The sequence below is a fragment of the Methylobacterium radiodurans genome (assembly GCF_003173735.1).
GTDB classification, from domain to species: Bacteria; Pseudomonadota; Alphaproteobacteria; order Rhizobiales; family Beijerinckiaceae; genus Methylobacterium; species Methylobacterium radiodurans.
The window spans coordinates 1,964,777-1,976,618 of record NZ_CP029551.1; the positions used below are offsets into that span (position 1 = coordinate 1,964,777).

Below are 11,842 nucleotides of genomic sequence, written 5' to 3' on the forward strand. Positions count from 1 at the left end.
GCGGCCGTCCGCGGCCGAGCCAACCATGCGCCGTCACCGCTACGCCAAGATCGTCGCCACCGTCGGGCCGGCGACCAACACACCGGAGATGCTCAAGGCCCTGTTCCTGGCCGGCGTCGACACCTTCCGCCTGAACTTCAGCCACGGCGTCCAGGCGGACCACGCCAAGGTCCACGCTTCGATCCGCGCCTTGGAGAAAGAGGTCGGCCGGCCCATCGGCATCCTGCAGGATCTACAAGGCCCCAAGATCCGGGTCGGCACCGTGCGGGACGGGCGGCTCGATCTCACCTCCGGCGAGCGCGTGCGCTTCGTCCTCGAAGGCTCGGAAGGTGGCAAGGACGCGATCCCGCTGCATCACCCGGAGATCTTCGCGGCCGTGGTGCCCGGCCAGGACCTCCTGATCGATGACGGTCGCGTGCGGGTGAGAGTCGTCGGCGTCGAGGCCGCCGTGATCGAGGCCGAGGTGATCACCGCCGGTGTGATCTCGAACCGCAAGGGCGTGAACCTCCCCGGTACCCTGCTCGACCTCTCGCCGCTGACCGAGAAGGATCGCGCCGATCTCGCCTTCGGGCTCGAGCTCGGCGTCGACTGGGTGGCGCTGTCCTTCGTGCAGAAGCCGTCCGACGTGATCGAGGCGCGCGGCCTGATCGGGGACAAGGCCGGCATCATGACCAAGGTCGAGAAGCCGCAAGCGCTCGATCGGATCGAGGACATCATCCGCCTCTCGGATGCCGTGATGGTGGCCCGCGGCGATCTCGGCGTCGAGATCCCGCACGAGGATGTGCCCGCCCGTCAGAAGGAACTGATCCGCGCTTGCCGGCTCGCCGTGAAGCCGGTGATCGTCGCGACCCAGATGCTGGACTCGATGGTCAATGCGCCAGCACCGACCCGAGCGGAGGCCTCGGACGTGGCGACCGCGATCTACGACGGGGCCGATGCCGTCATGCTCTCGGCCGAGTCCGCGACGGGCCGCTATCCCGTCGAGGCCGTATCGATGATGGACCGCATCATCCGCAGCGTTGAGGGGCACAAGCTCTACCACTCGATCATCGCTGCGCTGGAGCCGGGCGAGGAGGAGACGCCGCCCCATGCGGTGGCCACCGCCACCGCGACTCTCGCCGAGGCGATCCATGCGACCGCGATCGTCGCCTACACGGAAAGCGGTACGACAGCCGCACGGGTGGCCCGCAAGCGTCCGGCCGTGCCGATCCTGGCGCTCACCCCCAACGTCGACACCTCTCGCCGTCTGAGCCTGCTCTGGGGCGCCCACAGCGTCCGCACGGACGACGTCGACTCCTACGAGGAGATGACCGCCAAGGCCTGCCACCACGCGCAGGAGGAGGGCTTTGCCAAGCCCAACGACATCGTCGTCACTGCCGCGGGCATCCCGTTCCACACCACCGGCAACACCAACAACATCCGTCTGATCCAGATCTGATCCTCGCTTCGAGCTGCCCCAGGCGGCTCGAAGCTGAGCGGCGACCTACAACAGCTTTGCCCGTGGAGGCAGCCCTATGACGACGATCACCAACATCGGCGCCTGCGAGATCCTGGACAGCCGGGGCGATCCGACCGTCGAGGTCGACGTGCTCTGGGCGGACGGCTCCTTCGGTCGCGCCGCAGTCCGGCCAAGGCGCTGCCTGCCGACGATGCTCTGAGAATCTGCCGTTCGAAGTCGGCGCGCGTTCGGAATGGATTGGTGGCGCCGGAACACCGGAGGCGGCGTCAGGCATCGCGCTTTCACCGACATGGCCCCGCGCCTACATACCCGCCATGCCTGTCCTGCTAGCGCTCGGCGTTGCCCTCCTGCTCGGCCTCGTGTTCGGCCCGCAGTGGTGGGTACGCCGGGTCATGCAGCAACACGCCGCCGAGCGGCCGGACTTACCCGGGACCGGAGGCGAGCTCGCCCGCCATCTGCTCGACCTGGCCCGGCTGGAGCACGTTCCCGTCGAGATCGCGCCAGCCGACCACTACGACCCGGTCGCAAACGTCGTGCGCCTGTCGCCGCAGAACCATGACGGTCGCTCGATCACGGCGGTCGCGGTCGCGGCGCACGAGGTCTCCCACGCGCTCCAGCACGCGGCCGGGGACCGGCTTCTCGCGGCGCGGGTAACCTTCGCTCCGGTCGTGCGGGGCTTCGAGTTCGCCGCAGCCGTGGTGATGACGACCGCGCCCCTGATGGTCGCCGTCGTCAAGTCGCCTGTCCTGCTCGCCCTACAGGTGGGTGTCGGCATCGCGCTCCTCGGTGTCCGCCTCGTGTTCCACCTCTTGACGCTGCCCGTCGAGCTCGACGCGAGCTTTCGCCGGGCCCTGCCGATCCTGGAAACGGGTCGCTTTCTCGACGCTGGCGATATGCGCGGCGCCCGCACCGTACTGCGCGCCGCGGCCCTCACCTACGTTGCCTCGTCCCTCGTGTCGCTCGTGAACATCGCCCGCGTTCGGCGCCTCCTCCCATTCTAAGGCATGCGAGGCGTAAGTCCGATTTCCCGCTCCGTTGAAAGCGGACAGTTTCCTGCCGGCCGCCGGCCGTCGCGCCCACCTTGCCTCCTGTTTGCCCCCGTTCATGACCAGGGTTCGTTCCGAATCCGATCCGGCACCGATCCGGAGGCCGAGATGGGGCCCCTCGTCAAGAGGCAGCACTACGAGAAGGTGCGCGGCTACATCGACCAGGGCGTGGCCGAGGGCGCCGAGCTCGTGGTGGATGGGCGCGATCTCAAGCTCCAGGGCTACGAGAACGGCTACTTCCTGGGCGGCACGCTGTTCGACCGGGTCACCCCGGACATGACGATCTACAAGGAGGAGATCTTCGGCCCCGTCCTCGCGGTGACACGCGCGCCCGACTACGCGATGGCGGCGCGCCTCATCAACGAGCACGAGTTCGGCAACGGCACCGCGATCTTCACCCGGGACGGCGACGCCGCGCGCGAGTTCGCGCACCAGATCGAGGTGGGCATGGTCGGCATCAACGTGCCGATCCCGGTGCCGATGGCGTTCCACTCCTTCGGCGGCTGGAAGGCCTCGCTGTTCGGTGATCACCACATGCACGGGCCGGAGGGCGTGCGCTTCTACACCCGCCTGAAGACGATCACGACCCGCTGGCCGACCGGGATCCGGGCGGGCGCAGACTTCGTGATGCCCACGATGCAGTAAGGCAAGCCGACACGGCGACCGGCGGTTCCAGCCGCCGATCGCATCAGGGATCTTGAAATAATCCGTGCCCTGAGCCGCTCGATGAATGAGGAGATCCGCCTGGCCCTCAAGGTCGGCCCGGAGATTCGGATCATCGACCGTGCGGCCTCCAAGCCCCGAAATGCTACATGGATTGCGAGCAGGACGTCGTCGACTGGAGCCTCCTCCCGCCCAGTGAGGCCGACCATGAACTCTTGATGCAGGTCCGTCCCCAGGAGGGCACGCACAACAAGCCGCCGCAGAAGTCGTTCGATTGCAGCATCATGGACGTCGCCGACGATATGGGCTTCGGCATCCACGACCTGAATGATGCCCTTGCACTGGGCTTGGTGACACGCAAGGCAACGGATGGTTTGTCAGTGGGCGCCTGGCGCGTTCATCGCGTTCGCCCCAATGGATCATGCAAGGTGGCGCAGTGACGGAACACCGATCCGGCTGCTGTGCGGGCCGTTCAGGTTTCATCCCATGGCGGAGGCGGTTCAGCCGGGGTTGTTAAGTTCCCTGGACACATCGTGTCCTCAAGCCACCCTGTGCAATGCTCTGGGCGAAAGGTTTGCCCCCGCGACGCCCTGCAGCTCGTCCCGCCCTCCACTGAGTTGCACGCGGTTCCGGCCGCCGCGTTTGGCCGCGTACAGAGCTTCGTCCGCCGCACGGAGGAGCTCGCTCATCATGGTCGGTGAATGAGGTCCGGTGGATATGGCCGCCACGCCGATGCTGACGGTCACCGGCCCGGCATCGCCCGCGAGGGAGCTCGGCAGGTTCATGGTCTGTACGGTTTGGCGCATCTGCTCGCAGGCGACCCGGGCCCGATCGATGTCGGCGTCCGGCAGCAAGAGTAGGAATTCCTCGCCGCCGTATCGCCCGACCTCACCCCTCCAGGCGGTCGCCGACGCTGCCAGCGAGGTGGCGACGGCGCGCAGGCACCGATCGCCTTCCTGGTGGCCGCGGGTATCGTTCAGACGTTTGAAGTGATCGATGTCGACGAGTGCGACAGCAAGGCGGCAGGCCCTGGCCGGGTCGTCGAATGAGGCTTGGAATCGCTCCATAATCGCGCGCCGGTTAAGGATGCCGGTCAGGGCATCCGTGATCGCGAGTTCCTGAAGCTGCCGGTTCGCCGCGCGCAGCTGTCGCATCTGAAAGAGATCGTGCAGGCGCAGCATCTCTGCGCGCAGGTGCACCCGGTTGGCTGTCAGGCGGGCCAGGATCAGCGCGGACGTGACGGCGGCGAAGAACGCTGTCATCAATCCCACGTCGAAGCCGGATACGCTCGGGTTGAGCCACTGCACCCCGGCATAGGCGAGGCAGTTGCAGAGACCGGACAGGATGATCCAGCGCCGACCGAGCGGTATGACGGCAATGCTTGTCGAGATCACCATGAAGCAGGCCGTCGCGTAGCGCTCGTGGATCGGTCCGCCCGCGACCAGCCCGAGCATGCAGGCCAGCATCATCATGCTGAGCGAGAACAGGATGATCGAGAGGCCTTCGATCCAGGCGGGACGCTCGGTCGTCCAAGCTTTGACGACTGCGAGATAGACCAACGGGATCGCGAGACCTCTCAGGGCAATTGCGGGCGCCAGCATCGAGGCGGCCATCATGTAATCGATTCCGATCACCAGCACATTGATTAGCGTGATGACTTTCAGCCACGCGCGTGCGGTCGCTGCCCGACCGTGCCAGGATACTCGTCTATAGAGTTTCATAGTGGCTGCCGTCGGGCGCATCTTGCGGATGGAGCCCTTGATGAGAGTCTCGATTTCCGCCTTGAAGTCGTGAGACGCCATTGCAGCGGAAATGTCCGCAAGTTCGTCGCGTCTCTTGTTGCTCATATCGGTAAGCGGCCTGACAGGTTTCGGGCTGTCAGAAGATTATCAGATAAGTCTTGAGGACAGTTTAAGAGATTTAAGTGTGCTATATTCGAGCGTCCCGGCCCGCTGCGATGATCGGACGTACGCATTCCCCTCGAACGCCCCCGCATCAGGGCAAGCGCACCGGGGGCGAGAATGCGCTTCGTACGAGGAGCGACGGAACGCCGCGCTCATGACGGCACAGATGTCCGTGCGGCGGCACCGGGTCCCCGGTAGCGCTGTCGACGCGAGCGCGGGCCGGACCGGTCGGTGTTGTAGGTCCAGGAAACCCGGCGCCCGCGGCCCTCCCGCACGTCTGGGAGTGCTATCTAGGTTGGGCCGGAGTGGCGCCTTCGCGCACGCAGGAGAGACCGTCGGCCAAAGCGCCGATCCTCTCGTGCCAGGTCAATGGGCGGAGCCGGCGATCCGGGATGGCGGAGTGCCCATACAGGGCGCCTGCGAGCTGGCCGGTCACCGCGCCGACCGTATCCGCATCGTCGGCGAGGTTGACGGCCTCGATGAGCGCTGCCTCGAAGCTGTCCGTCGACCCGGCCCCGATCGTCGATCCACGCCGTGCCCTCCTCACCGGTGCCGTTGTCGAGGGCGGCTCGCTCAAGGCCCATGCGGCGCAGCACGTCACGACCGACACCGCGGACGTCGATGTTCTGCCCACCGTCCCGGAAGTTGGGCGCACGTTCGACCACTGTGACGTCGAAGCCATGATGGCCGAGCTACCGTGCGGCGGTGTTGCCGGCGATGCTTGCGCCAGTGACCAAGATGCGACGGCTCATGCGGGACTCACCTCCGGTTGACGCAACACCAGCACGCCGAACAGGTTGCCCAGCGACAGGGTGCTGATTGCCTGGTCTCAGACCGAGCGAGCTGCGACCGAGGCCCCTCAGCTCGGTTTTCGGCGCAAAGCCCCTCCGCCGCAGTCAAGCTCAACCTGCGGTACTGCGGCTGCGCTTCTCGTCACATGTGGATAACGAGGACGATCCCAGCGGCTGAGTTGCCGGTCACTCGCTCAAGCGCAGATAGAACAAAAGATGAACAGACAGTCGATTGGGAGGGTGTCCCGTGCATGACGTCCAGCGATCCTCGATCGGTCCTCGGCACGCTCCGCACGCGCATCGCTTCCCTGGAACGGGGATCGGGCAGCGCGCCAGCACAGGCCTCCTACCTGCCCTTCGGCCTCTCCGCGATCGACAGCCTTCTGCCCGGCCGCGGGTTGCAGCTCGGGGCCCTGCACGAGGTCGCGCCCGCCCAGGCGGCCATCAGCCACGCGGCGGCCTGCACCCTGTTCGCCGCCGGCATCCTAGCGCGGACGCGGGGGCCCATCCTCTGGTGCCTGGCCGCGCGCGATCTGTTCGCGCCCGCGCTCGCCCGGGTCGGCCTGCATCCCGACCGGATCATCTACGTCGAGACCTACCGGGAGGCCGAACTCCTGCCGTTGGTGGAGGAAGGCGCGCGCTTCCGCGGACTGGCCGGCGTCGTTGGGGAGGTCGCACGAACGGGTCTGACCGCCTCGCGCCGGCTTCAGCTCTGCGCCGAGGAGAGCGGCGTCACCGTCCTGCTCGTCCGTCGCGCGCCCGTTGCCTCGGATGGTGGGGGTACGACGGCGAGCGCGGCGACGAGCCGCTGGTCGGTCGAGGCGGTGTCGGCATCGCGCAGTGCGGCGGGCTTTGGGCGTGGGCGCTGGCGGGTCGGGCTGCAGCGCTGCCGCGGCGCGGCGCTCGGGGCGGAGCCGGCCTCCTGGCTCGTCGAGGCCTGCGATGAGGCGGGTCGTCTCGCTCTACCTGCCGACCTGGCCGAGCGATCGTATCCGCAGGCGCGACAAGGCCGCGCCGCCGCGGGATAAGCCGCTCGTCACCGCCACCGCGGCCAACGGGTCGCGGGTCGTCGCCAGCGCCTGCCGGGCCGCGCAGGCGTTGGGCATCCGCGCTGGCATGGCCGTGGCCCAGGCGCAGGCGATGGTGCCGGGCATCACGGTGCGCGAGGCGGCCCCGGACGCCGATGCGGACGCGCTCGCGCGGCTGGCCGCCTGGTGCCTCTGGTGCGCCCCGCTCACTGCCCCCGATCCGCCGGACGGCATCTGGATCGAGATCGCGGGCTCGGCGCACCTGTTCGGCGGCGAGGCAGCGATGCTGCGCACCCTGCTCACCCGCCTGCGTGATGGCGGCTGCACGGTGCGCCTCGCCGTCGCCGACACCCCGGGCGCGGCCTGGGCCGTGGCTCGCTTCGCGCCGCGCGAGACCTCGCCCCTGGTCGGACCGGGCCAGATGGCGGCCGCGGTCGCGAGTCTGCCCGTGCGCGCGCTCCGGCTCGCCCCCGAGACCGTCGCCGGGCTGGTGGAACTCGGCATCGAGCGGGTGGCGCAACTCGCGGCGCTGCCGCGCGGACCGCTGAGCCTGCGCGTCGGTCGCGCCGTGCTGCAGCGGCTCGACCAAGTGCTCGGGCACGCCCCGGAGCCGATCGCCTGGGTGATGCCCGCCGAGGCCGTGGTGGTGCGCCGCGCGTTCCCGGAGCCGATCTCGGCACCCAGTACACTGGAGCGGGTGGCCACGGACCTGACGGGCGATCTGGTCGCACTGCTCGCCCGCCGCGGCCTCGGTGCGCGCCGCCTCGACCTGACCTTTCGACGGGTCGATGGCGGCGTCCACGCGATCTGCGTCGGCACGGCCTCCGCCACGCGCGACGCCGCGCATCTCACCCGGCTGCTCTGCGCCCGCCTCGCGGAGGTCGATCCGGGCTTCGGCCTCGACGAGGCGACCCTGGCTGCCGGCCGGACCGAGCCTCTGGCGGCCGTGCAGGGGGAGGGTCTTGATACTGGCGAGACGGCGCAGGTCGATCTCGCCGTGCTCGTCGATCGCCTCGCGGCGCGGGCCGGGGCGCGCCGGGTGTTCCGGGTGGTACCCGTCGAGAGCCGGGTGCCGGAGCGCAGCCAGCGCCGGGCCCCGCCGCTCGCGCCTGCGGACGGCCGCTCCTGGCCCGCCGACCTCGCGCGGCCGGCCCGCCTGTTCGAGCCGCCCGAGCCGGTGCAGGCGACCGCGCTCCTGCCCGACGCGCCGCCGGCCCTGTTCGTCTGGCGCGGCGTGCGCCACCGCGTCGTGCGCGCCGACGGGCCCGAACGCGTCCGCGGCGAGTGGTGGGCGGCCGAGGGCGAGCTCGCCAGCCTCCGCGACTACTACCGCGTCGAGACCGAGGATGGCGCGCGCTACTGGATCTACCGCGACGCGCCGATGGCGGAGGGACCGCGCTGGTGGCTGCAGGGGGTGTTCGGGTGAGCCGGCCGCCTCCGGCCACCGGCCCAGTGCCCTGAACGGTGGGACCGGCCATGTCCTACGCCGAACTCCGGGTCACTAGCCACTTCTCGTTCCTGCGCGGCGCGTCCTCGCCCGAGGAGCTGTTCGCGGCCGGCCGTCTGCTCGGCCTGCGGGCGATGGCCGTGACCGACCGTGGCTCGCTCGCCGGCATCGTGCGCGCCCACGCGGCCTCCCGCACGACCGGCCTGCCCCTGATCGTCGGCTGCCGCCTCGACCCGACCGACGGGCCGCCGCTGCTGGTCTACCCGACCGATCGCGCGGCCTATGCCCGGCTCTGCCGCCTGCTCACCATCGGCAAGCGCGCGGCCGGCAAGGGCAGCTGCACGCTCACGCTCGAGGACGTCTTTGCCTGGAGCGGCGGCCTCGTCGCGGTCGCCCTCACGGAGGGCAGGGACGGAGCGACGGTCGCTGCCGACCTGCGCCGGCTGCGCGCCGTGTTCGCCGATCGCCTCTACTGCGGCCTCACCCGCCGCTTCGTGCAGGACGATCACGCCCGGCTCGACGCCCTGGCTGGCGTCGCCCGCGCGGCGAGGGTGCCGACGGTCGCCACCGGCGACGTGCTCTACCACGCCGAGACGCGACGCATCCTGCAGGACGTCGTCACCTGCATCCGCGAGGGCTGCACGGTCGATGCCGCGGGCTTCCGCCTCGACGCACATGCCGACCGTCATCTGAAGGACCCGGCCGAGGTCGCGCGCCTGTTCGCCGCCCATCCCGGCGCGGTGGCGCGCAGCCTCGAGATCGCCGAGCGCTGCCGTTTCTCCCTCGCCGAGCTGACCTACCAGTACCCGGACGAGCGCGAGGATCCGGCCAGGACCCCGCAGGAGACGCTGGAGGAGCTGACCTGGACCGGCGCGCGCGCCCGCTACCCGGATGGCCTGCCCGACGCGGTCGCGCTGCAACTGCGCCACGAGCTCACCCTGATCGAGCGCTTCGGCTACGCGCCGTACTTCCTCACCGTGAACAGCATCGTGCGGTTCGCGCGCTCGCGCGGCATCCTCTGCCAGGGCCGGGGCTCGGCCGCGAACTCGGCGGTCTGCTACGTGCTCGGCATCACCAGCATCGATCCGGTGCGCCAGGGACTGCTCTTCGAGCGCTTCATCTCCGAGGAGCGACGCGAGCCGCCCGACATCGACGTCGATTTCGAGCACGAGCGGCGCGAGGAGGTGATCCAGTGGGTCTACGAGACCTACGGACGCGACCGCGCCGCCCTCTGCGCCACCGTGATCCGCTACCGGGCCCGCGGCGCGGTGCGCGAGGTCGGCAAGGCGCTCGGCGTGCCCGAGGACGTCACCGGCGCGCTCGCCGGTCTCGTCTGGGGCTGGTCGGCCGACGGCGTCGAGGAGAAGCACGCGGCCGAGCTCAATCTCAACCTCGCCGATCGGCGGCTGCGCCTGACCCTCGATCTTGCTCGGCAGTTGATCGGCACGCCACGCCACCTGTCGCAGCATCCCGGCGGCTTCGTGCTGACGAACGACCGCCTCGACGAACTCGTCCCGGTCGAGCCCGCCAGCATGGTCGACCGACAGGTGATCGAGTGGGACAAGGACGACATCGAGGCGCTGAAATTCATGAAGGTCGACGTGTTGGGCCTCGGCATGCTCGGCTGCATGCGCCGCGCCTTCGACCTCTTGGCCGAGCACAAGGGCGTGCGGCTCGACCTAGCGACGATCCCGGCGGAGGACCCGGCCACCTACGCGATGATCCGGCGCGCGGACACGCTCGGCGTGTTCCAGATCGAGAGCCGGGCGCAGATGGCAATGCTGCCGCGCATGGCCCCCCGAACTTTCTACGACCTCGTTATCGAGGTGGCGGTAGTGCGCCCCGGCCCGATCCAGGGCGACATGGTTCACCCGTACCTGCGCCGCCGCGAGGGGCGCGAGGCCGTGACCTACCCGACCGAGGCGCTGCGGCGGGTGCTCGGCAAGACGCTGGGTGTGCCCCTGTTCCAGGAGCAGGCGATGCAGGTGGCGATCGTGGCCGCGGGCTTCACTCCCTCGGAGGCCGACCAGCTGCGCCGCGCCATGGCGACCTTCAAGTTCACGGCCGGCGTGTCGAAGTTCCGCGACAAGCTGATCGCCGGCATGGTCGGCAACGGCTACGCCCCGGATTTTGCCGAGCGCACCTTCAAGCAGCTGGAGGGCTTCGGCAGCTATGGCTTCCCGGAGAGCCACGCGGCCTCGTTCGCTCTGATCGCCTACGCCTCCTCCTGGATGAAGTGCCACCACCCGGACGTGTTCTGCTGCGCGATCCTGAACGCCCAGCCGATGGGCTTCTATGCACCGGCCCAGCTCGTGCGGGACGCGCGCGACCACGGTGTCGAGGTGCGCCCGGTCTGCGTGAACGCCTCGGCCTGGGATTGCACCCTCGAGCCGACCGGCCGTGCGGAACGGCACGCGGTCCGGCTCGGCCTGCGCACGGTGCGGGGCCTCCGCAACGACGACGGCGCGCGCCTCGTGCTGGTGCGTGCCCTCGAGCCCTACGCATCGGTCGAGGACGCGTGGCGCAGGGCCGGCGTGCCGGTCGCGGCCTTGCGCCGCCTAGCGGCGGCCGACGCATTCGGGCCGGCCTTCGGGCTGGCGCGGCGCGAGGCGCTCTGGGCGATCCGGGCGTTGCGCGAGGCACCGCTGCCGCTGTTCGCGGCCGCCGACGCACGCACAAGCGCGACGCAAGGGGAGTTGGCTGAGGAGCCGGTGCGGCTCCGGCCCATGACGCCGGGCCGCGAGGTCGCCGAGGACTACCGCGCCACCAGCCTGTCCCTACGCGGTCACCCCCTGGCATTTCTACGCGCCGACCTCGCCGCGGAGCGCTACGCCCGCTGCTCGGACCTCGAACGGACGCGGGACGGTGGGCGCGTCGCGGTCGCCGGCTTGGTGCTGATTCGCCAGAAGCCGGGCTCGGCCAAGGGCGTCATGTTCATCACGCTGGAGGACGAGACCGGCATCGCCAACCTGATCATCTGGCCCGGCCTGTTCGAGCGGCAGCGGGCGCTGGTATTGCGCGCTGGGCTGCTCGGCTGCCGCGGTCGCGTACAGCGGCAGGGTAAGGTCCTGCACCTAATCGCCGAGCACCTCGTCGACCTGTCGTCGTGGCTGGGTCGAGTCGGAGGAGACGAGGGATTTCCGCTGGCGACGGGCCGCGGCGACGAGGCCCGGCACCGTGGCTCCCCTGATCAGCGCATTACCCCGTCCCGTTCGGCAGTACCGCCGGATCTGTCGCTTGCGCGTTCGCGGGACATTCTCATTCCGGACCTGCATCTCGATGGGCTGCGGGCGGCTACAGATGCACCGCCGATTCAGGTGCGTTCTCGAAAATTCCGATGATCATATGTCTCTACCCATGTTGTCCGAAAGACCCAATCAATCTGTTTTATTGATGCTGGTTTGATGCTTGAACGGCAAATTCGAAGCTGTCTATCAGAACTGAAAATTACTGCGTGTGGTTTGCATGAGGGTGTAAACATGCGCGAGATACACTACGTCCTGG

The 11,842-nt window shown here is 69.3% G+C and carries 9 protein-coding genes and 2 pseudogenes; 9 read left to right on the top strand and 2 right to left on the bottom strand.

The genetic code is table 11. From position 1 onward, the window contains the following. Positions 1 to 25 precede the first annotated feature (25 nt). The 5 genes and pseudogenes from pyk (at position 26) to DK427_RS27050 (ending at position 3,608) form a co-directional block, all read left to right on the top strand. A complete protein-coding gene (gene pyk, locus DK427_RS08975) occupies positions 26 to 1,438 on the top strand; it encodes a pyruvate kinase (RefSeq protein ID WP_109950973.1) in 1,413 nt (470 codons plus the stop codon). Positions 1,439 to 1,514: 76 nt separating this feature from the next. Further along, positions 1,515 to 1,625: pseudogene (locus DK427_RS08980) on the top strand (hypothetical protein); the annotation flags it as partial. A gap of 148 nt (positions 1,626 to 1,773) precedes the next feature. Beyond that, complete coding sequence (locus DK427_RS08985) at positions 1,774 to 2,460, top strand: zinc metallopeptidase (RefSeq protein WP_109950974.1); 687 nt, start codon at positions 1,774 to 1,776, stop codon at positions 2,458 to 2,460. Between the two features lie 129 nt (positions 2,461 to 2,589). After that, positions 2,590 to 3,150: pseudogene (locus DK427_RS08990) on the top strand (aldehyde dehydrogenase family protein); the annotation flags it as partial. Positions 3,151 to 3,317: 167 nt separating this feature from the next. After that, the gene (locus DK427_RS27050) at positions 3,318 to 3,608 is read left to right on the top strand and encodes a hypothetical protein (protein WP_245930853.1); all 291 of its coding nucleotides are present in this window, start codon (positions 3,318 to 3,320) and stop codon (positions 3,606 to 3,608) included. Between the two features lie 99 nt (positions 3,609 to 3,707). Here the strand turns inward: DK427_RS27050 and DK427_RS09000 are convergent, their stop codons facing one another. Both DK427_RS09000 and DK427_RS09005 read right to left on the bottom strand, forming a co-directional pair. Then, complete coding sequence (locus DK427_RS09000) at positions 3,708 to 5,015, bottom strand: GGDEF domain-containing protein (protein ID WP_109950975.1); 1,308 nt, start codon at positions 5,013 to 5,015, stop codon at positions 3,708 to 3,710. Between the two features lie 343 nt (positions 5,016 to 5,358). Next, positions 5,359 to 5,619 (bottom strand): ADP-ribosylglycohydrolase family protein, encoded by a 261-nt coding sequence (locus DK427_RS09005; RefSeq protein ID WP_245930983.1) that lies wholly within the window; start codon positions 5,617 to 5,619, stop codon positions 5,359 to 5,361. Here DK427_RS09005 and DK427_RS27055 point away from each other — a divergent pair. From DK427_RS27055 to DK427_RS09020, 4 genes are all read left to right on the top strand, one after another. Next, positions 5,552 to 5,845: a hypothetical protein gene (locus tag DK427_RS27055; protein ID WP_245931127.1), complete on the top strand. Its 294-nt coding sequence runs from the start codon at positions 5,552 to 5,554 to the stop codon at positions 5,843 to 5,845. The two genes, DK427_RS09005 and DK427_RS27055, sit on opposite strands and share 68 nt — an antisense overlap. A 269-nt stretch (positions 5,846 to 6,114) precedes the next feature. Continuing rightward, positions 6,115 to 6,891, top strand: coding sequence for an ImuA family protein (locus DK427_RS09010; RefSeq protein ID WP_109950977.1), 777 nt, complete (start codon positions 6,115 to 6,117; stop codon positions 6,889 to 6,891). Beyond that, positions 6,806 to 8,317 (top strand): DUF6504 family protein, encoded by a 1,512-nt coding sequence (locus DK427_RS09015; RefSeq protein WP_109950978.1) that lies wholly within the window; start codon positions 6,806 to 6,808, stop codon positions 8,315 to 8,317. Before DK427_RS09010 ends, DK427_RS09015 begins: the two co-directional genes overlap by 86 nt. Before the next feature lie 50 nt (positions 8,318 to 8,367). Then, positions 8,368 to 11,679 (top strand): error-prone DNA polymerase, encoded by a 3,312-nt coding sequence (locus DK427_RS09020; protein ID WP_109950979.1) that lies wholly within the window; start codon positions 8,368 to 8,370, stop codon positions 11,677 to 11,679. Positions 11,680 to 11,842 lie beyond the last annotated feature (163 nt).

Coding starts and splice junctions, on each gene's coding strand:
- pyk (WP_109950973.1), top strand. CDS start 26: ATGCGCCGTCACCGCTACGCCAAGATCGTCGCCACCGTCGGGCCGGCG.
- DK427_RS09015 (WP_109950978.1), top strand. CDS start 6,806: ATGAGGCGGGTCGTCTCGCTCTACCTGCCGACCTGGCCGAGCGATCGT.
- DK427_RS27055 (WP_245931127.1), top strand. CDS start 5,552: ATGAGCGCTGCCTCGAAGCTGTCCGTCGACCCGGCCCCGATCGTCGAT.
- DK427_RS09000 (WP_109950975.1), bottom strand. CDS start 5,015: ATGAGCAACAAGAGACGCGACGAACTTGCGGACATTTCCGCTGCAATG.
- DK427_RS09010 (WP_109950977.1), top strand. CDS start 6,115: ATGACGTCCAGCGATCCTCGATCGGTCCTCGGCACGCTCCGCACGCGC.
- DK427_RS08985 (WP_109950974.1), top strand. CDS start 1,774: ATGCCTGTCCTGCTAGCGCTCGGCGTTGCCCTCCTGCTCGGCCTCGTG.
- DK427_RS09020 (WP_109950979.1), top strand. CDS start 8,368: ATGTCCTACGCCGAACTCCGGGTCACTAGCCACTTCTCGTTCCTGCGC.
- DK427_RS27050 (WP_245930853.1), top strand. CDS start 3,318: ATGGATTGCGAGCAGGACGTCGTCGACTGGAGCCTCCTCCCGCCCAGT.